Annotated in this window: 19 protein-coding genes; 9 read left to right on the forward strand and 10 right to left on the reverse strand. The window is 70.6% G+C overall.

Features of this window, described 5'->3' with window-relative positions:
• Positions 1 to 41: 41 nt before the first annotated feature.
• Positions 42 to 1004 carry a malate dehydrogenase gene (mdh, locus tag ACTOWL_RS09055; protein WP_441320885.1) on the reverse strand — a complete coding sequence of 321 codons (963 nt, stop codon included), beginning with the start codon at positions 1002 to 1004 and terminating at the stop codon, positions 42 to 44.
• A 153-nt stretch (positions 1005 to 1157) separates the two neighbouring features.
• Between mdh and ACTOWL_RS09060 the strand changes: the two genes are divergently transcribed.
• Positions 1158 to 1736: a PRC-barrel domain-containing protein gene (locus ACTOWL_RS09060; RefSeq protein ID WP_441320886.1), complete on the forward strand. Its 579-nt coding sequence runs from the start codon at positions 1158 to 1160 to the stop codon at positions 1734 to 1736.
• Positions 1737 to 1744: 8 nt separating this feature from the next.
• On the forward strand, positions 1745 to 3016 hold the full coding sequence (locus ACTOWL_RS09065; RefSeq protein WP_441320887.1) for an MFS transporter: 1272 nt from the start codon (positions 1745 to 1747) through the stop codon (positions 3014 to 3016).
• Position 3017: 1 nt separating this feature from the next.
• Here ACTOWL_RS09065 and ACTOWL_RS09070 read toward each other — a convergent pair whose 3' ends face one another.
• Positions 3018 to 3437 (reverse strand): acyl-CoA thioesterase, encoded by a 420-nt coding sequence (locus tag ACTOWL_RS09070; RefSeq protein ID WP_441320888.1) that lies wholly within the window; start codon positions 3435 to 3437, stop codon positions 3018 to 3020.
• Positions 3438 to 3581: 144 nt separating this feature from the next.
• On the opposite strand from ACTOWL_RS09070, the gene ACTOWL_RS09075 reads away from it, so the two are divergent.
• Complete coding sequence (locus tag ACTOWL_RS09075) at positions 3582 to 3920, forward strand: cupin domain-containing protein (protein WP_441320889.1); 339 nt, start codon at positions 3582 to 3584, stop codon at positions 3918 to 3920.
• Positions 3878 to 5104 carry a family 1 glycosylhydrolase gene (locus ACTOWL_RS09080; RefSeq protein ID WP_441320890.1) on the forward strand — a complete coding sequence of 409 codons (1227 nt, stop codon included), beginning with the start codon at positions 3878 to 3880 and terminating at the stop codon, positions 5102 to 5104. Before ACTOWL_RS09075 ends, ACTOWL_RS09080 begins: the two co-directional genes overlap by 43 nt.
• 48 nt (positions 5105 to 5152) lie before the next feature.
• Here the strand turns inward: ACTOWL_RS09080 and ACTOWL_RS09085 are convergent, their stop codons facing one another.
• The gene (locus ACTOWL_RS09085; RefSeq protein WP_441320891.1) at positions 5153 to 7108 is read right to left on the reverse strand and encodes a calcium-binding protein; all 1956 of its coding nucleotides are present in this window, start codon (positions 7106 to 7108) and stop codon (positions 5153 to 5155) included.
• Between the two features lie 357 nt (positions 7109 to 7465).
• Between ACTOWL_RS09085 and ACTOWL_RS09090 the strand changes: the two genes are divergently transcribed.
• Both ACTOWL_RS09090 and ACTOWL_RS09095 read left to right on the forward strand, forming a co-directional pair.
• On the forward strand, positions 7466 to 7840 hold the full coding sequence (locus ACTOWL_RS09090; RefSeq protein ID WP_441320892.1) for a hypothetical protein: 375 nt from the start codon (positions 7466 to 7468) through the stop codon (positions 7838 to 7840).
• 72 nt (positions 7841 to 7912) lie between these two features.
• The gene (locus ACTOWL_RS09095) at positions 7913 to 8302 is read left to right on the forward strand and encodes a hypothetical protein (protein ID WP_441320893.1); all 390 of its coding nucleotides are present in this window, start codon (positions 7913 to 7915) and stop codon (positions 8300 to 8302) included.
• Positions 8303 to 8326: 24 nt separating this feature from the next.
• Here the strand turns inward: ACTOWL_RS09095 and ACTOWL_RS09100 are convergent, their stop codons facing one another.
• From ACTOWL_RS09100 to ACTOWL_RS09115, 4 genes are all read right to left on the reverse strand, one after another.
• A complete protein-coding gene (locus ACTOWL_RS09100; protein WP_441320894.1) occupies positions 8327 to 9121 on the reverse strand; it encodes an undecaprenyl-diphosphate phosphatase in 795 nt (264 codons plus the stop codon).
• 120 nt (positions 9122 to 9241) lie between these two features.
• Entirely contained in the window at positions 9242 to 10663 is a 1422-nt protein-coding gene (locus tag ACTOWL_RS09105; RefSeq protein WP_441320895.1) for a hypothetical protein, read from the reverse strand.
• Positions 10664 to 10812: 149 nt separating this feature from the next.
• Entirely contained in the window at positions 10813 to 13929 is a 3117-nt protein-coding gene (locus ACTOWL_RS09110; RefSeq protein WP_441320896.1) for an efflux RND transporter permease subunit, read from the reverse strand.
• Position 13930: 1 nt separating this feature from the next.
• A complete protein-coding gene (locus ACTOWL_RS09115) occupies positions 13931 to 15007 on the reverse strand; it encodes an efflux RND transporter periplasmic adaptor subunit (RefSeq protein WP_441320897.1) in 1077 nt (358 codons plus the stop codon).
• A gap of 262 nt (positions 15008 to 15269) precedes the next feature.
• On the opposite strand from ACTOWL_RS09115, the gene ACTOWL_RS09120 reads away from it, so the two are divergent.
• A complete protein-coding gene (locus ACTOWL_RS09120; protein WP_441320898.1) occupies positions 15270 to 15686 on the forward strand; it encodes a hypothetical protein in 417 nt (138 codons plus the stop codon).
• A gap of 10 nt (positions 15687 to 15696) precedes the next feature.
• On the opposite strand, the gene ACTOWL_RS09125 is transcribed toward ACTOWL_RS09120, so the two are convergent.
• Positions 15697 to 16770: a Gfo/Idh/MocA family protein gene (locus ACTOWL_RS09125; protein WP_441320899.1), complete on the reverse strand. Its 1074-nt coding sequence runs from the start codon at positions 16768 to 16770 to the stop codon at positions 15697 to 15699.
• Between the two features lie 91 nt (positions 16771 to 16861).
• On the opposite strand from ACTOWL_RS09125, the gene ACTOWL_RS09130 reads away from it, so the two are divergent.
• Entirely contained in the window at positions 16862 to 17605 is a 744-nt protein-coding gene (locus tag ACTOWL_RS09130) for a TlyA family RNA methyltransferase (RefSeq protein ID WP_441320900.1), read from the forward strand.
• Positions 17606 to 17690: 85 nt separating this feature from the next.
• On the opposite strand, the gene ACTOWL_RS09135 is transcribed toward ACTOWL_RS09130, so the two are convergent.
• Together ACTOWL_RS09135 and ACTOWL_RS09140 are read right to left on the reverse strand one after the other, a co-directional pair.
• Positions 17691 to 18071 carry a hypothetical protein gene (locus tag ACTOWL_RS09135; protein WP_441320901.1) on the reverse strand — a complete coding sequence of 127 codons (381 nt, stop codon included), beginning with the start codon at positions 18069 to 18071 and terminating at the stop codon, positions 17691 to 17693.
• 39 nt (positions 18072 to 18110) lie between these two features.
• Positions 18111 to 18599, reverse strand: coding sequence for a MarR family winged helix-turn-helix transcriptional regulator (locus tag ACTOWL_RS09140; RefSeq protein WP_441320902.1), 489 nt, complete (start codon positions 18597 to 18599; stop codon positions 18111 to 18113).
• A 174-nt stretch (positions 18600 to 18773) separates the two neighbouring features.
• Between ACTOWL_RS09140 and ACTOWL_RS09145 the strand changes: the two genes are divergently transcribed.
• A complete protein-coding gene (locus tag ACTOWL_RS09145) occupies positions 18774 to 19373 on the forward strand; it encodes a VOC family protein (protein ID WP_441320903.1) in 600 nt (199 codons plus the stop codon).
• The last annotated feature ends 55 nt before the right edge of the window (positions 19374 to 19428 follow it).

Consider the following 19428-nt stretch of genomic DNA (forward strand, 5'->3'; position numbering starts at 1 on the left):
CGGGGCCCGCGGCGTTCGCAAAACCACAGAGCGGCGAAAGATCAGGCGGCCGAGTCCATCAGCTTCCGGGTGGTCTCGACCAGGCCCTTCACCGCGGCGACCGACTTGTCGAAGGCGGCCTTCTCGTCGGCGTTGAACTGGACCTCGACGATCCGCTCCACGCCGCCGGCGCCGATCACCACCGGCACGCCGATGTAGAAGTCGCTGACGCCGTACTGGCCGGTCAGGTAGGCGGCACAGGGCAGCACGCGCTTCTTGTCGCGCAGGTAGCTTTCGGCCATGGCGATGGCGGAGGAGGCGGGGGCGTAGAAGGCGCTGCCGGTCTTCAGCAGGCCGACGATCTCGGCGCCGCCGTCGCGGGTGCGCTGGATGATCTGGTCCAGCTTCTCCTGCGTGGTCCAGCCCATCTTCACCAGGTCCGGCAACGGGATGCCGGCGACGGTGGAGTAGCGGGCCAGCGGCACCATGGTGTCGCCATGGCCGCCCAGCACGAAGGCGGTGACGTCCTCGACCGAGACCTTGAACTCCTCGGCCAGGAAATAGCGGAAGCGCGCCGAGTCGAGCACGCCGGCCATGCCGACCACCTTCTCCGGCTTCAGGCCGGAGACCTCGCGCAGCACGCCGACCATGGCGTCCAGCGGGTTGGTGATGCAGATGACGAAGGCGTTCGGGGCGTACTGCCTGATGCCGGCGCCGACCGCCTGCATCACCTTGGTGTTGATGCCGATCAGGTCGTCGCGGCTCATGCCCGGCTTGCGCGGCACGCCGGCGGTGACGATGACGACGTCGGCGCCCTCGATCACGGAATAGTCGCTGCCGCCCTTCAGCGCGGCGTCGAAGCCCTCGACCGCCGAGGCCTGGGCGATGTCGAGCGCCTTGCCCTGCGGCACACCGTCGACCACGTCGAACAGGACGATGTCGCCGAGCTCCTTGAGGCCGGCGAGAAGGGCGAGGGTGCCGCCGATTTGCCCGGCGCCGACGAGGGCGATCTTGTTGCGCGCCATTGCATGCCATCCTTGCTGAGGGGGCCGAAAAGTCGGCCCTGTCCTAGCGCTATTTCGCGGGTGCGGCAAGAACGGGCCGGTCCATCCCGCCGCAGCGGTTGCCATCGGCCGGATGCGCCCCAGATCAGGTCGATCACAAAGGCAGGTTCCGCGATGCGCATTCTCCTTCCGGCCGTGCTCGTCCTCCTCGCGGCGGCCGGCGTCTCCCACGCCCAGGACGCACAGCCGGCCAAGCCCGAAACGCCGCCTGCGGCCGAGGTCCCGGCGGCGCCGGCGGTCGACCAGCGGCAGGCCTCTGAGACGCCGGCGGTCGTGATCGACGGCGACGCGGCCGGCACGCTGCTCGGCAAATCGGTGCGCAGCGCCGCGGGCGATGATCTCGGCCGGGTCGTCGACGTGGTGGTCGACCGCGCCGGAATGACGCGGGCCGCCATCGTCGATTTCGGCGGGTTCCTCGGCGTCGGCTCGCGCCAGATCGCGGTCGACTGGCGGATGCTGCACTTCCCGAAGGACGGCGCCATGGACACCATCGTCACCGACCTGTCGGAGGCCCAGCTGCGCGGCGCCCCGGCCTACAAGCCGGGCGAGCCGGTGGTCGTGGTTGGCCGGGCGGACACGGCGCCAGCCCCGGCCGCCCCGGATGCGCCGGGCTCGCCGTCGCCGGCCCCGGTGCCCGCCGTCCCCGCTCCCGCAGCCGCGCCGGAGGCCAACGCACCGGCGCCGAAGCCGTAGCCGGGCCGATGGCGGGGATCATCGGTTTCGACCGGAAGGACGCGGCCACGGTCCCGGCCGATGCGAGTGCGCCGCAATCCTCGCGCGGCAGTCGCCGCGGGCTCGACTGGTTCGTGTTCTTCGTCGCCGATGTGCAGACCGGCTTCGGGGCCTTCGTCGCGGTGTTCCTGACGACGCAGCGCTGGACCCAGGTCGATATCGGCCTGGTGCTCACCGTCAGCGGCCTGGTCGGGCTGGTCGGGCAGGTACCGCTCGGGGCCTTCGTCGATTCGGTCCGGTCGGTGCGGGCGACGGCCGCCGTGGCACTGACGGCGATCGGCATCAGCGCCTTCGCCTTCGCCGCCTGGCCGATCTTCCCGGTCGTGCTGGCCTCGCGCGTGCTGCACGCCGCGGCCAGCTGCATCGTCAGCTTCGCCATCGTCTCGCTCAGCCTCGGTCTGGCCGGCCCGGCCGGGATGAGCGAGCGGCTGGGCCGCAATGCCGCCTTCGCCTCGGCCGGCACCGGCATCGCCGCCGCGGTGATGGGCCTGTGCGGCCAGTACCTGTCGAGCCAGGCGGTGTTCTTCCTGGCCGCGGCGCTGGTGGCGCCGGGCCTGTTCGCCCTGACCCGCATCCGGCCCGACGAGATCCGGGCGGCCCCGGCGGCGGCGCAGCGGGACGGGAAGGGGCTGAAGGCGTCGGCCGCCGGCCTCGCCCTGCTGATGCGCAACCGCACGCTGGTGGTCTTCGCCGGCTGCATCGCCATGTTCCACCTGGCGAATGCGGCGATGCTGCCGCTCGCCGCCAGCATGGTGACCCTGCGGTCGAGCCAGGCGGCGACGCTGATGGTCGCGGCCGCGGTGATCGTGCCGCAGCTGACCGTGACGGTGCTGTCGCCCTGGATGGGCCGGGCGGCGCAGCGCTGGGGCCGGCGGCCGTTCCTGATCCTCGGCTTCCTGGCGCTGGCGATCCGCGCCTTCCTGTTCTCACTGACCGGCGACCCGCAGCTGCTGGTGGCCTTCCAGGTGCTGGACGGGGTGTCGGCGACGGTGCTGGGCGTGCTGGTGCCGCTGACCATCGCCGACCTCGCCCGCGGCAGCGGCCATTTCAACCTGGCCCAGGGGCTGGTCGGCTGCGCCATGGGCATCGGCGCCGCGGTCAGCACCATCCTGGCCGGCTTCATGGCCGACAGCTTCGGCAGCTACGCCGCCTTCACCACGCTCGCGGCCGTCGCCGCCGCCGGCCTGGTGCTGATCACGCTGACGATGCCGGAGACGCGGCCGGCCGAGGAGACCGCCTGACCTACAGCTCGGGCGCGAAGCGGGTGCGCAGTTCTTCGGGGATCGGGAAGGATTGCCGCGTCTCCAGGTCGAACATGGCGCTCACCGTCTCCGCCGTGGCATGGCAGCGCTCGCCGACGAACAGCGCCTGGGCATAGGTGAAGGACTTGCCGCCCAGCTTCACCATCCGGGTGCCGATGCGCACGTCGTTCGGCCAGGTCAGCTCGCGCAGGAAGTTCATGGTGATGCGCACCACCACGGCGCCGCGACTCTTGCCCAGATGGATGCCGGCGTCGCGGAAGAAGTGCAGGCGGGCGGTCTCGAAATAGACGCCATAGGCGTTGTTGTTCACATGGCCCAGCGCGTCGGTGTCGGAGTAGCGCACGCGCTCCTCCGCCCAATGCGGGTAGGCGGCGGGGTCGGTCGGGTCGAAATCGGTCATGGCGCTCTCCGGGTCGGGTCGATCGCGACATAGCCCCGAATCGGCGGCGGAGAAAAGCCGCAGCTTGTCGCGAGACAAGGTTCCGGTCGCCGGCCGGGGCCGGCGGGCCTACCGTTTCCGGACCAGGGACAGAAGGAGAGCGCCATGAGCGCCGACGATTGGCTGGTCACGGTGGCCGAGACCGCGGCCCGTTTCCCCGCTCTGCCGGCCGAGCAGTTCCTCTACCGGCTGCAGCACGGCACCATGAAGGCCGGGCTGTACGCTCCGCGCGGCACCGATCCGCAGGGGCCGCACAAGCGCGACGAGCTCTATGTGGTCTGGCGCGGCGCCGGCACCTTCTTCCGCGACGGCGAGCGCAAACCGTTCGGGCCGGGTGACGTGATCTTCGTTCCGGCGCATATGGAGCATCGGTTCGAGGATTTCAGCGATGACTTTGCGACATGGGTGATCTTCTGGGGCCCGGAGGACGGGGAGAAGAGTTAGCGTCGGCGGCGCCCGCCCCGCGGGCTGCGCTCATCTGGGGTGCCGATCTCGGCGCACCGGCGACGCCGCGGCAGGAGGCCGAGGCGCTGCGCCTGGCTGCCGAGATGGGTGCCGTGGCCGGCCGGTTCATCCTCGACTGGGCGGCCTTGCTGCCGGAGGGGCGCGGCAAGCTTGACCCCGCGGCGCTGGCCGGGCTCGACCGCCGGGTCGATGCGCTGGGCGAGGCCGGGCTGGCCCCCTGGCCGGTGCTGGCGCCGGCCCGGCTGCCGCGCGACATCCGCATCCGCGGCGGTTGGACCGCGCGCGACACGGCCTGGCGCTTCGCCGAATTCGCCTGCCGCGTCGCCGGCCAGATCGGCGACCGCATGGCGGCGCTGACGGTCGATGCCGGCGCCCCCGGCTTCGCCCGCGACGAGGCGGCCTGGCGCGACCGCCCGATCGGCATGGCCGAAGACGCCGCCTTCCGCGCGATCCTGCATCACCTGCTGCTCGGCCGTGGCCTGGCGCTGTCGGCGCTGCGGCAGGAGAGCGCCCGCTGGCGCCTGGGCGCCGCGCTGGCCGGCCCGCCGCCCGAACCCTGGGACGACACGCTGGCCTCGTCCGACGCCGTGGTCGTCGCCGAGGCGCTGGGCTGGGAGGCGTCGGTCACCACCCTGCGCGACGGCCGGTATCCGGAGCTGGCGGCCGAGCGGCTGGGCCGGCTGGAGGAGGAGGACGATGAGAAGCGCTGCCGCGGCCCGGTCGACCTGCTGCTGCTCGACCATGCCGGGCCGCTCTGGGCCCGGATGGAGGATGCGGCTCCTGGCGGGGTGGATCTGGCCGGCCGGCCGCGCGGCACGGTGCCGGAGAGCGCCGGCCCCGACTCGCTGCGCCGGGCGCTCGACCGCCTGGCCGCGGCCTGGCCGAAGCTGCCGCTCCATCTGACCCTGCGGGTCGCGGCCGAGGACCCGCCGCTGCGTGAGGGCCGGATCGAGGACAGCGTCCGGATCGAACGGCTGGAGGCGAATCTCGAGGCTGCCCAAGCCGCCTGGGACGCGGGCGTGCCGCTCGCCACCGTGTTCCTCGGCCCGGTGCTGGACGACGGCGCCGCGCCGCCCGCCGGGCTGGCCGCCTGGGACAGGCGCGCCGACGCGCCGCTGCCGAAGGACAGCTGGCGCCGGCTGCAGTCCCGCATCCGGGGGTAGGGAAAGATGATCAGCGGGCGGATGCGCCACCCGCTGTGACGACCGGCGCTACAGCACGAAGTCGCCCGCGACGAGGCCGATGGCGCCGGTGAGCCGGATGCGGAAGTCCGAGACGCCGTCGCCATTGATGTCGCCGGCGATGGTGGTGTCGATGCCGTCGGAGGCATAGCGCAGTTGGCCGGCGACGCCGGAATAGAGGGCGGTGCCGATGAAGCTGAAGGCCTGGTTGCCGGCGGCGCCGGTGTTGGCGTCGATCGCCGACAGGTCGACCCGGTCGCCCTGGAGGTGGCTGAAGTCGGTGATGCGGTCGGGCGCCCCGGCCCTGCTGTCGGTGACGGCGGCGAAGACGAAGCGGTCGCCCCCGGCCCCGCCTCGCAGCACATCCTGCCCGCCGCCGCCGCGGAGCACGTCGTCACCGATGTCGCCGGCCAGGGTGTTGGCGCCGGCATTTCCCGTCAGGCTGTCGTTCCCCCGGCTGCCGGTGAGGTTCTCGATCGAGACCAGCACATCGCCCTGGGCATTGCCGCCTGATCCCGTTCCCGTGGACAGGTCGACAACGACGCCGACATTGCCTTCGTTATACGTCGCGGTGTCGATGTTGAAGTTGGCGCCGCCGTCCAGCCGGTCGGCTCCGGCGCCACCACGCAGGACATCATTGCCGTCGCCGCCGCGGAGCACGTCGTCTCCGGCTTCGCCGGCCAGGGTATTGGCGCCGGCATTTCCCGTCAGGCTGTCGTTCCCCTGGCTGCCGAACAGGTTCTCGATCGAGACCAGCACATCGCCCTGGGCGTTGCCGCCCGATGCGGCGCCCGTGGACAGGTCGACGACGATGCCGACGTTGCCTTCGTCGTATTTGGCGGTATCGCTGCCGGCACCCCCGTCCAGCCGGTCGCCGCCGCCGCCACCGCGCACGACATCGTCGCCGCCATTGCCGTAGAGCGCATTGACCCCGGCATTGCCGATCAGGGTGTCATAGTCGAAGTCGCTGCCGCGCAGGTTCTCGATCGACACCAGCTGCAGATAGCCGTCGAGGCCGGTGCCGGTCTGCAGGTCGAGATAGACGTTGTGCATGTGCCGGCCGTAATCGGCGGTGTCGACGCCGTCGCCGCCGTCCAGCAGCCGCGGCGGTCCGGTCGGGGGGATGAAGGGGAAGAGGAGGATGTCCTGATAGAGGACATCGTCGCCGGCCTCGCCATAGAGGCTGTCGAGGCCGGAGGGGCCGCTCTCGAGCCTGCCGCCCTCGAGCCTGTCGTTGCCGGCCCCACCGCGCAGCACGTCGGTGCCGGCGCCACCGAACAGGAAGTTGGCCCCGGCACTGCCGATGATGGTGTCGTCGCCCTGCGTCCCGCGAACGTTCTCGATGCTGGTCAGCACGGCCACGCCGTTGATCGTGCCCGCGGCCAGATCGATCGTCGACGAGCGGGTGACGAAGCTGTAATCCACGGTGTCGCTGCCGGCGCCGCCATCCAGCCGGTCCGGCCCGGTGGCGCCCCTGATGTCGGAGTCCCGCAGCGTGTCGTCGCCGGCGCCGCCCATCAGGGTGTCGCGACCATAGCCGCCATCGAGCAGGTCGTTGCCGCCGCCGCCGTCCAGCACGTCGTCGCCTTCGACACCGACCAAGGTGTTGCCGATGGCATCCCCGATCAGCGTGTCGGCATGGCGCGTCCCCACGACGCTCTCGATCCCGCTCACCGTCGCCCCGCCGGAGGCGGTGCCCGCGGCCAGATCCACGGTGACCCCGGCGGTTGCGCTGGCGGAGTAGAACAGCAGGTCCAGGCCCGCGCCGCCCTCGAACACATCCGGCGAACCGTCGAACGGATCGGCGGTGAGACTGTCGGTGCCGTTGCCGCCGATCAGATAGTCGGCGCCCGTTCCCCCGACCACATAGTCGTCGTTGGGGCCGCCGATGAGAGTGTCGTCGCCGGCGTAGCCGTAGATGGCGTCATTTTCGCCGTTCATCCCCATCAATTGGTCGTCTTCCGGGGTCCCGAAGATGAAGGTCATACGTTTTCCCTTCCTGTCGGAGCCGGCCTCCGGCTGGGTGTCAGCGCGGCCGGCATCGTCATGGGCAACAGCGTCTCACGGAGGCCCGAGCAACGGCGGGCCGGAGATGAAAGCTCGAAAAAGCCTTTGGCGGCCCGCTCCAACGGCCGGCGCAAGTCCCTGTAAAACATGGGTTCGACTGATAAAACCTCTGTTCCATAGCAGCAGAATATGACGCCCATGTGTCTGCCGCGAGTGCTGCCGGCTTTTCTGCTATGGCGGAACCGGACGGGCCGCGCTGCGTTGATTCGTCACGCCGCGGGGGGACGCCGCGACGCCGTCGCGGCGACAGCCCGCGGGCTGATGGAGTGTCAGGTCATGACTCGGACCCGTCTGCGCCGGCTGGTTCTGGCCGGCGCCCTGGCCGCAGCCGCGGCCGGCCTCGGCGGCTGCTACGCCTATCCGGTGGGCTATGCCGGCTACAGCACCTACGGCTACGACGACTACGCCTATGCGCCGCAGCCGACCTACAGCGCCCCGAGGTACAGCTATCCCAACTACTACAACTACAGCTCTCCCCGGGCCTACAGCTATCCCCGGGCCTACAGCTATCCCCGGGCCTACAGCTATCCGCGCTACTACGGCGCCCCGCGGTACTCCGGCTATCCCCGATACTCCGGCTATCCGCGCTACGGCTACGGCGTCGGCTATGGCACTTACGGCGAGGACACCCGGGGCGGCAACCGGCGGTAGCCGCCGGCCGCTCATGTCTTACCCAGCCGCGGGTTGAGGGAAGCGGCCCGCGGCCCAAAGGAGTGTCAGCTCATGTTCCCGACCGGTCTGCGTCGGTTGTTTTTGGTGGGTGCCGTGGCGGCTGCGGCCGGCCTGGGCGCCTGCGTCGCCTATCCGTACGGATACGGCGGATACGGCGACAGCTACGCCTACAACGACTATGGCTACGGCACCGGCTATTCCCGGCCGAGCTACAGCTATCCGCGGTACTACAGCAGCCGCCGCTCCTATTATGACAACGACGACCGGCGGCGTTACCGGCGCTCCTACAGCCGCCGCAACGACGGCTGGCGCGATGGCGACCGGAGCCGCTATGTCCGTCGCTCCGATGGCGACAACCGCCGGTACGATCGCGGTTCGTCCCGGGGCGCTTCGCGAAATCCGTACTACTTCTATCGGCCGGGACACGAAAACGACCGCTGACGGGCCGTCAGGCGATCCAGCCAGTCAGGCGATCCAGCCCAGGGCCACCGCGCCCAGCAGCAGCGCGCCGAAGATGATCCGGTAGACCGCGAAGACGGTGAAGCGGTGGGTCTGGATGTAGCCCAGCAGCCACTTCACCGCGATGAAGGCGGTGATGGTCGAGACCACGAAGGCGATGCCCAGCGCGCCCCAATCCTCATGCGCGCCGCCGTCCTTGAACTGGCCGTACAGCTCATAGGCGCTGGCCGCGTACATGGTCGGGATGCCGACCAGGAAGGCGAATTCGGTCGCCGCCGCGCGGTTGCTGGCGCCGACCAGCATGGCGGCGAAGATGGCAGCGGCCGAACGCGATGTGCCCGGGAAGATGCCGGCCACGAACTGGGCCAGCCCGACCGCAATGGCCACCATCCAGGTGATCCTGACGCTGTCGGGCAGCTTCGCCGCCTGCTGCTCGGCCCAGATCATCCAGAAGCCGCCGACGACCAGCGCGATCGCGATCGGCAGCAGGTTCTCCGGCAGGTTGAAGCCCAGCTTCTTGGCGGCGAGGCCGAGCACCCCGGTGATCACGAAGGCGAGCAGCAGCCGGATCGCGTAGTGGCGGTTCTCCGGCCGGCGCCAGCCCAGCACCAGGTCGAAGATCCGGCGCCAGTAGATGATGGTCACGGCCAGGATGGCGCCGGCCTGGATGACGATGTTGAAGGTGTCCGAGCGCTGGCCCAGCCAGTGCTCGGCGATGATCAGGTGGCCGGTCGAGGAAATCGGCAGAAACTCGGTGATGCCTTCGATCACCCCGAGGATGATCGCGCTCAGATAGTCCAAGACAGTGCTCCGGGGTGAAACGAGGCCGCCCCGCTTGTGAACGAAGCGGACGGGTTTGGAAAGCCCCGCCGAGGCGGCGGGACCGATCCTGACGGGAATTCACCCCGGAGGAGGGGCGGGTCAGTCTTCGGCCGCGGCGGCCTCGAGGTCGGGGTCCCGGCCGGCGCGGTAATCGGCGAAGGTGAAGGGCACCTTCACGGTCGGCGACAATTCGCCGCCGGCCACGCCGTACAGATAGTTCAGCCAGAAGCAGCGGCCGATCTGCGCCAGGCCGCAGCCCCGGCCCCAGTCGTGGAAGGCGGTGGCGTAGCGGATGGCGATGCCCGAATGCGGCAGGGTCAGCCGCCCGCCCTCGCCCCAGAAGGCGGCGAAGTCGCCGACCGGCCGGCCGACGATGTCGACCCGATTGCCGCCGAAATGCTTCAGCCGGGCCAGGGTGGAGATCGCCGCGGAGAAGGTGTCGGGGCCGGTCAGCACATGGATCCGGGCGTCCGGTGCCAGGACGTCCGGCAGCCGGCGGGTGAAGGCGGCGGTCAGCATGTAGTCGCCGCCGGTGTTGGCGCGCAGGTCGACGATCACGGTCTTCGGCCGGCGCTCCGCCGCCTCCGCCAGCACCTGGTCGAGGAACGCCTCCAGGCCGTCGCCGGGGATATCGCGAGTCTGCCGCAGTTCGATGAACAGCGTGTCCGGCGCCGGTGTGGCGTGCCAATAGGCGCGGTCGGCGTGCTGCAGATACAGCGGCAGCGCGTCCACCCCCGCCAGGACATGACGCCAGGGGCCGTCATCCGCCGGCAGCGCGGTCGGCAGCAGGTCCGAGGCCGGCCACCGCACATCGCTTTCCGGCCGGATCGCCGGCCGCGGATCGGCCTCGATCCGGCGCTCGACGCGCCGCCCGTCCGGCAGGTCGAAGGCCAGGGTGGCGGCATCGGCCGCGGGCAGCAGCGCCAAAGCGTGCAGCGCGGCGGGGGAGGAGAGGAGGCTGACCGACAGCAGCCGGGCGCGGACGTCGTTGCCGCCGATGCAGGGGCGCAGCGCACCGGCCAGGTCCTCGGGCGTGCGGCCGCCCAGCAGGGCGACGCGGGCGCCCAGCAGCTCGGCCAGCGCCGCCCGGGCGGCGACCACATGCAGGCCGTCGTCGAACCAGACCAGCCGCAGCGGCAGCGCGTTCAGCGAGCGGCCCATGGCGGCGCCGCGGACATAGGTGTGGCCGTTGCCGGCCAGCGCCACGGCGCAGGTGACCGCCATCTCGAAGCGGGCTCGGTCCATTCCCGCGGGCCCCGCCGCCGACACCTGCGCCAGCAGCCCCTCGATCCGCAGGTCGAACCGTTCGCGGGCGCCGTCCGGGAAGCTGCGGTCGACCTCCGGCAGCCGGCGCAGCAACTCCAGATCCTGGCGGTCGGCCTCGGCCTGGGTCCGCGGCGGCGCGCCCTCCAGCACCGGGACGGGCGGATAGTTGGGCCGCACCACGGCGACATAGGCGGCGGCCGGCACGGCCAGCAGGGCGGCGGCGATCCCGGCCGCAACAATCCATCGCTTCTTCATGGGCGTCCCCCGACGCAACACCGCCCGGGTCGGGCGGCGGTCAGGGCCCTGCAACCGGTGTGCCAGGGCGTCGAGGGGCCGTGGCCCTGCGATCCCCATGCGGATCCTGGCGGCTCGGGCGGAAAATTCGCCGGAGGGGGCGGATTTTCCTATTCCGCGGGCGACGAGCCCTCGCTGCGATGGACCAGCAGCTGGCGCTCCAGCTCCTTGGTGGTGCGGCTGGCCGGTGAGGTGAAGCGGGCCAGGGCGCGGTACAGCACCGGCACCAGGTACAGCGACAGCAGGGTCGAGACCATGACGCCGCCGAAGATGACGACGCCGATCGCCTGGCGCGATTCGGCGCCGGCGCCGGTGGCGATCGCCAGCGGCAGGGCGCCCAGCGCGGTGGCGATCGAGGTCATCAGGATCGGCCGCAGCCGGGTCGCCGCGGCCTCGCGCACCGCCGTCAGCACGTCCAGCCCCTCGTCGCGCAGCTGGTTGGCGAATTCGACGATCAGGATCGCGTTCTTCGCCGTCAGCCCGATCAGCATGACCATGCCGATCTGGGTGTAGATGTTCACGGTCATGCCGAGCAGCGCGACCGAGCCGAGCGCGCCGAAGATCGCCAGCGGCACGGTCAGCAGGATGGTGACCGGGTGGACGAAGCTCTCGAACTGCGCCGCCAGCACCAGGAACACGATCAGCAGCGCCGTGCCGAAGGTGATGTAGAGCGAGGCGCTGCTCTCCAGGAACTCGCGGGTGTCGCCGTCCCAGGACAGGCGGGCCTCGGTCGGCAGCATCTCGGCGACGGCGGCGCGGATCTCGGTCACCGCGTCGCCCAGCGTGGCGCCGTCGGCCAGGCTGGCGGTGAAGGTGATGGCGCGAACCCGGTCGAAGCGGCCCAGGCTGGCCGGCCCGGCGACGTCCTGCAGCTTCACCAGGCTGGTCAGCGGCACCAGCGTGCCGCCGGAGGCCCGGACGAAGATGTTGGACAGGTCGCGCGGCGTCTGCCGGTCCTCGGCCCTGGCCTGCAGCACCACGTCGTATTCCTCGCCGTCATCCTCGTAGCGGGTGACGGCGACCGACCCGAACATGGTCTCCAGCGTCTCGCCGATGGCGCGGATCGAGATGCCGAGGTCGGCGGCGCGGTTGCGGTCGATGGCGACGCGCAGCTCCGGCTTGGTCTCGTCGTAATCGGCCTGCAGGTTGCGCAGCACGCGGGAGTTGCGCAGCTGGTCCTCCAGCCGGTCGCGCCATTCGACCAGCTCTTCATAGGTGTTGCCGCCGATGACGAAGCGCACCGGGGCGCCGGAGCCGCGGGCGAGGCCGCTCGGGTTGATGGCGACGGCGCGGATGCCGGGGATGCCGGCCAGCTTGGCGGCCAGCTCGCGCACCACCTCCTGCTGCGACCGGCTGCGCTCGCCCCAGGGCTTCATCTGGCCGATGACGGTGACCCGGTTCACCCCGGTCGGGCCCCAGGCCGGCGCCAGGATGGCGAGGATGCGGGTGACGTCCTTTGCCTCGACATAGGGCGTCAGCGCCGCCTCGATCCGGGTCAGCTGGCCGCCGGTGTACTCCATGCTGGAGCCTTCCGGCCCGGTGGCGCTGATCACCACCCGGCCGCGATCCTCGGTCGGCACGAATTCCTGCGGCAGGCTCTGCAGCAGCGCCACGGCGCCGAGGCTGAGGGCGACGGCGATGGCGCAGACCAGCAGCGGGGCCGCGAGGGCGAAGCCGAGCGTCGCCTGGTAGCCGCGGTTCAGCAGGTCGAAGCCGTGCTCGGTCACCTTGTGCAGCCAGGTCTCCTCGGTCGCCGGGCGCAGCAGCCGGCTGCACATCGCCGGCGTCAGGGTCAGGGCGATCAGCGCCGAGAACAGCACCGAGGAGGCGACGGTGATGCCGAATTCGCTGAACAGCCGCCCGACATTGCCCTGCAGGAACGAGATCGGGACGAACACCGCGGTCAGCACCGCGGTGGTGGCGACCACGGCAAAGCCGATCTGGCGCGAGCCGAGATAGGCCGCCACCAGCGGCGGCTCGCCATGCTCGATCCGCCGGCTGATGTTCTCCAGCACGATGATGGCGTCGTCGACCACCAGGCCGATCGCCAGCACCATCGCCAGCAGGGTCAGGACGTTGATCGAATAGCCCAGCGCCGCCAGCACGATGAAGGAGGCGGTGATCGAGACCGGCACGGCGACCGCCGGGATCAGCGTGGCGCGGATGCTGCGCAGGAACACGAAGACGATGCCGATCACCAGCGCCAGCGCGATCGCCAGCGCCAGGAACACCTCCTCGATCGACTTGTCGATGAAGACGCTGTCGTCGGAGGAGATCTCGATCCGCACGTCCGGCGGCAGCGACTGGCGCAGCGTGTCCATCGCGTGCCGCACGCCCTCGGCCACGTCCAGCGTGTTGGCGGTCGACTGCTTGACCACGCCGATGCCGACCGCGGGCTTGCCGTCGGCGCGGAAGCCGCTGCGGTCGTCGCGGGCGCCGACCTCGACCCTGGCCACGTCGCCCAGCCGCACCAGGGTCTCGCCGTCGCGGCGCAGCACGATGCGGGCGAACTCCTCCGGCGTCGACAGCCGGGTGTTGGTGCGCACCGTCAGCTCGCGGTCGTTCGATTCGACCCGGCCCGACGGCAGCTCGACATTCTGCGCCTCGAGCGCGTCGCTGACGTCCTGCGCCGTGACCAGCCGCGCCGCCATGGCGTTGCGGTCCAGCCAGACCCGCATCGACGGCTGGCGCTCGCCGCCGATCGTCACCTGGGCGACGCCGTCCACGGCCGAGAGCGGATCGACGACATAGCGCTTGGCCATGTCGCTCAGCTCGATCGCCGAGCGGCCGTCGCTGGTCAGGGTCGCGTACATGATCGGGCTGGCGTCGGCGTCGACCTTGCGGATGATCGGGGTATCGGCATTGTCCGGCAGCCTGGCGATCACCCGGCCGACCGAATCGCGCACGTCGTTGGTCGCGCTCTCGACGTCGCGTTCGATGTCGAATTCCAGCCGGACGCTGGACCGCCCCTCCTGGCTGGTCGAGCGCATCGTGCGGATGCCGGCGACGCCGGCCACGCCCTCCTCGATCACCTGGGTGATCTGGCTCTCGATCACCTGGGCCGAGGCGCCCTCATAGGTGGTGCTGATCGACACCACCGGCGGGTCGATGTTGGGGTATTCGCGGACGGTCAGCCGCTGGAAGGCGAAGACGCCCAGCACCACCAGCAGCAGGCTGACGACGACGGCGAAGACCGGGCGCTTGATGGCGGTGTCGGAGAGGACCATGTCAGCTTGCCGCCGGCGCCGGGCCGGCCTCCTGCACCTGGACCGGCACGCCGTCGCGCAGCCGCTGCGTGCCCTCGACCACCACCGACTCCCCGGCGGCCAGGCCGGACAGGATCTGCACCTGGCCGCGCAGCCGGGTGCCGAGCGTCACCTCGCGCCGCACCGCCTTTCCGTCGACCACCAGATAGACGAACTGGCGGGTGCCCTGCGGCACCAGTGCCTGCTCCGGCACCAGCAGGGCGGAGGGGTCGGTCGACAGCTGCACCCGCACGGTCATGAACATGCCGGGGCGCAGCAGCCCGTCGCGGTTGTCGATCTCCGCCACCGTGGTGACCGACCGGGTGGCCGGGTCGATGCGGGTGTCGACCGAGGTGACGACGGCGGTGAAGGCGCGGTCGGGATAGGCGTCGCTGTGGACCTCGAGGGTCAGGCCCGGGGCCAGGCGCGACAGCAGCATCTCCGGCAGGTTGAAGTCGACCTTGACCCGGCTCAGGTCGTCCAGCGTGACGATCGCGGTGCCGGGCGACACCAGCGCGCCCTGGCTGACCCTGCGGATGCCCAGCGTGCCGGCGAAGGGGGCGATGATCACCCGCTCCGCCAGCCGCGCCTTCTGCGCCGCCACCGCCGCGGTCTTGACCTCGAGGTCGGCGCGCAGCGTGTCGACCTGGGCCTGCGCGACGTTGCGCGCCTTCGACAGGGTCTCGCCCCGGTCGAGCGACAGGCGGGCGTTGCGCAGCTCGGCCTCGGCCGAGGCGACGGTGGCCACCAGCTCGTCGCTGTCCAGCCGGATGATCGGGGCGCCGGCGGGCACGACCTGGCCGTCCTCGAACTCGATCCGGTCGACGATGCCGGTGGTCTTGGCGGTGATGGTGACGGCCTCGCGCGCCCGGGTGGTGCCGACGGCGTCCATCGCCTCGGTCACCGTGCCGGTGTGCACCGGGGCCAGCATGACCGGGACCGCGATCGGGCCGCCGCGCGGCGCCACCGCGCCGTCGGCCCGGAACGGCGCATAGCGCCACACGCCCGCCGCCGCGGCGACGAGCAGGCCGATGACCACAAGCTGTTTCCACGCGCGCATGCGACCGCGAAGCCCCCTTCCGTCCGCGCACCCGTCCTGACGGGCGCATTGTAGTACCAACCGCCCGTTTCTTCTTGGTGAAAGCCGGCTGCGACTCTCACGGCACGGCGGAGAGATTCCGTCGCACCAGTATCGCGATCGGGAACAGGCTGCCGAATCCGGTGTTTATGGCATCGATATGACGAATTCTCGCGCTGCGTCGCAGCGTCACTGGAAGGGACCCGGGGGAACGGCCGCGAAGGCCGAGCCCGGGACAGGTGGAATGGGACTGCTTTACAGCGAAGCGGAGGATGCGGTCGACCTGCACGGCCGCCGCATCCTGATCGTCGAGGACGAGCAGATCGTGGCGCTCGACCTGGAGCTGACGCTCCGGACCTGGGGCGGCACCGTGGTCGGCCCGGCGACGACGGTCTCGCGCGCGGTCGAGATGGCGCGCAGCCAGTCGATCGACGGCGCCATGGTCGACCTCAACCTGTCCGGCGCGGCCGCGTTCCCGGCGGTCGACATCCTGCTGCAGCGTGGCGTGCCGGTGATCCTGGCCACCAGCTATCCGCGGGAAAGCCTGCCGGCCGCCTACCGCAACCTGCCGATCCTGCCGAAGCCCTACGACCCGCGCCGCTTCTCCGGGCTGGTGCAGTCGATCTTCAACGTCCCGCACGGCGAGTCCAGCGTCCACTGACGGCCTGCCGTCAGGCCGCCCAGGCCTGCGTCTCGGTCCGCACCGCCTCGCCTGACGCCTTCGCCGCGGCGATCGACAGCGCCAGATACTGGTCCTGCGCCGCCTCGGCGAAGCTGTAGATCTCCTCTCCCGCCTCGACATAGCGGACCATGCCGGCCAGGCAGGCGCCGATGGCAATCTCGTCGTCGTTCAGCCGCGTGCCGGCGAAGGGGTTGCGGTAGACCCACTCCGCTCCGGCCAGGAAGCCGACGAGATGATGGCCCTGGATGTCGGCATACTGCCCGGCGTCCTGGCGCAGCAGGCGCAGCATCACCGGCGTGCGGTGGTCCTGCAGGAAGCGCAGCTCGTCATCCTTGATCTCGCCGCGCTCGCCCCGCACCAGCACGCGCGGCGACCGGATCCAGTGGTGGTACTGGTCGCCGGTGAAGTCGAACAGCGCCGAGCGGTCGCCGAAATCGAGCGTGGCGATGGTCTGCTCGGACTGGGCGATGCGATGCTCGGCCGGCGGGCCGGCGCGGGTCGGACCGGCGACGATCGGGCTGGTGAAGCTTTGGGCCCGGATGGTCGCGTTCTCGAAGCCGAGGCCGAGATGCCTCCGGATCAGGCTGGTGCCGTGATAGCCATGCGCCACCGCGATATGGGCGTGGCTCGGCGTGCCGATCCGGCCGGCGGCGATCAGCGCCAGCCGGGCGGCATGGGTCGGCTGCAGGAAGTACTGCTCCGCCACCTGGATGCGGGCGCCGCCGCGGACCAGTTCGTGCAGGCGCAGCAGCCCGTCCAGGTCGGGCGCCGGCGGCGTCTCGGTCAGCACCGGCAGGCCCGCCGCCGCCAGCTCGGTGATCACCCCGGGCGCGGCCGGCTGCGGCACCGACACCACGGCGAAGCGCGGCCGGGTCAGCCGCAGCAGCGCCTCGGTGGTGCGGAAGGTCGGCAGCCCCCATTGCGCCTCGAAGGCGGCGCCGCGGGCGGGGTCGCGCACCACGACGCCGTCGATGCGGAAGCGCTCCGGCAGCGCCCGGGCGACGCGCAGGAAGAACTCGGTGCGCCAGCCGGGGCCGACGATGGCGAAGTTGCAGGGGGGCATGCGGGATCGTTCCCTCAGGACTCGGGGTCGGAACGGAATCTCACCCCGAACGGCAAACGGTGTAAACCGCATCCGTGGACGGAGGGGATCGATGGCGAAGCGGCCGCGGGCGGATCTGGTGCTGGTCGAGCGCGGCCTGGCGGAAAGCCGGGCGCGGGCCCAGGCGCTGATCCTGGCCGGGCTGGTCTATGAGGGCACGCGCCGGGTCGAGAAGCCGGGCGACGGAGTGGCCCAGCCCGAGGCGCTGACGGTGCGCGGCCGCGACCATCCCTGGGTCAGCCGCGGCGGGCTGAAGCTGGTCAAGGGACTGGACCATTTCGGCATCGACCCGGCGGGTCTGGTGGGGCTGGATGTCGGCGCCTCGACCGGCGGCTTCACCGACGTGCTGCTGCATCGCGGCGCCGCGAAGGTCTATGCCGTCGATGTCGGGCACGGCCAGCTGGCCTGGTCGCTGCGCCAGGATCCGCGCGTCGTGGTGCTGGAGCGGACCAATGCCCGGCACCTGGACCGGGCGCTGATCCCGGACCCGGTCGGCATCGTCGTCTGCGACGCCAGCTTCATCGGGCTGGAGACGGTGCTGCCGGCGGCGCTGGCCCTGGCGGCGCCGGGCGCTCGGGCGGTGGCGCTGATCAAGCCGCAATTCGAGGTCGGGCCCGGCCGGGTGGGGAAGGGCGGGGTGGTGCGCGACCCGGAGCTGCACCGCGAGGTCTGCGACCGCATCGCCGCCTGGCTCGCCGCCCGTCCCGGCTGGCAGGTGCTCGGCGTCACCGAAAGCCCGATCACCGGGCCGGAGGGGAATGTCGAATTCCTGATCGGTGGGCGGTTCGAAGGATAAGCCGCCGGGGCCCGAACGGGAGGATTGACTCGGGCTCTGTGGCGGGGAAGGACGGAAAGCGGTCATCTATCAACCGCAGACCCAGCTATTTCATCTCGAAGCAGACACGATCTACGGCTACGGTGTAGGTCGCTTCTGAAAAATCTGGATTGTCCACCCGAGCACGTTCAACCGCTCGTCGGGCGTCATCTATGAGCCCTGCTGCGGAATAGGCGAAATGTCTGAAGCAGTCGAGTTCCAGCTTCCCCGCCGCTCTGACCGCATCCGACAACTGATCCGATTCCGCTTCAGGGTGTGCTTTTCGAAGTCGCTCGATAGTGCGATCCTCGGTCCCCAGGACTGGAGCATCATTGCTGCCATCACGTTCTGTTGAATCGAGATAATGCCGTCGAGTCCACAGAAGAAATGCCGCGTCACGGAGCGGCAACTGTGAGGCTTCCACAATGTAGGTTGCCTGTCCGGGCATGTATTCTCTCCCGCGTTTTGCAGACTACCATTCGGCGGCTCACCGCATCCCGGCCTTGCGTCGCGGTTCCTCCGTTCGGGGCTCCTGCGCGTGCTTCAGCAGGCGGTTGCGCAGCTTGACGATGGCCTGCTGCAGCGTCGCGAACTCCGCCGAATCCAGGCCCGTCGCGTCGACCAGGTCGCGCTGCCCGCCGTTCTCCCGTAGGCGCCGGCCCTCCTCGGTCAGGCTGACGATCACCTGGCGCTCGTCGGCGGGGTCGCGCCGGCGGCGGAGATAGCCGAGCTCCTCCAGCCGCTTGAGGATCGGCGTCAGCGTGTTCGATTCCAGGAACAGCTTCTCGCCCAGGCTCTTGACGGTCTGGTGGTCGTCATCCCACAGGGCGACGATGGCGATCCACTGGGTGTAGGTGATGCCGAGCTCCTCGAGGATCGGCTTGTAGGCCCGGCCGAAGGCGAGATTCGCCGAATAGACCGCGAAGCACAGGAAATCGGCCAGCTTCGGCAGCGTCCGGTCATGGGATTGGGTCACGAGGAGCCTCACGTCGTATGATGTCTCCTCTATATAGATCGCATCCGATTAAATCGGAAGGTATTGACGCGGCGAATCCGGCGGCCTATATAGATCGTGTCCGATCGAAGCGGACACGATCTAAACCGGGAGAGCGCGCAGATCCGCGAACTCCCGCAACCCAAGGAGCAGGACATGAGCAACGCCAATGTGCGGGCCCCCGAGCTGAAGCTCGAGGTCGTCACCATCCCGGTCTCGGACATCGACCGCGCCAAGAGCTTCTACACCGGCCTGGGCTGGCGGCTGGACGCCGACATCTCCGGCGACAATTTCCGGGTCATCCAGGTCACCCCGCCGGGCTCGCCGGCCTCGGTGATCTTCGGCCAGGGCAACACCGTGGCCCCCTATTTCATCGTCTCCGACATCGTGGCGACGCAGGCCGAGCTGGCCGCCCGCGGCGTCGAAGTCGGTGAGGTCTACCATTTCGACGCGACCGGCGCGCGCCGCAGCGGGCCGGAGCCGACCCGGCGCAGCTACGCCTCCTGGGCCTCGTTCAAGGACCCGGACGGCAACCCCTGGCAGATCCAGGAGGTCACGAACCGCCTGCCCGGGCGCGTCGAGGCGGGCGACACCACCTTCACCTCGTCCCGCGAGCTCGCGGCCGCGCTGCGGCGGGCGGCGGCGGCGCATGGCGAGCATGAGAAGCGGAACGGCGGCGTGCACGATGTGAATTGGCCGGACTGGTACGCCGAACACATCGTCCGCGAGCAGGCCGGCCAGGAACTGCCCCTGTAAGTGGCGTGCAGGTTCACCGCAGGCGCCCTCTGTGCCGATACCAAGCCCATGCTCA

The sequence above is a fragment of the Inquilinus sp. CA228 genome (assembly GCF_052078665.1).
Classification (GTDB): domain Bacteria; phylum Pseudomonadota; class Alphaproteobacteria; order DSM-16000; family Inquilinaceae; genus Inquilinus.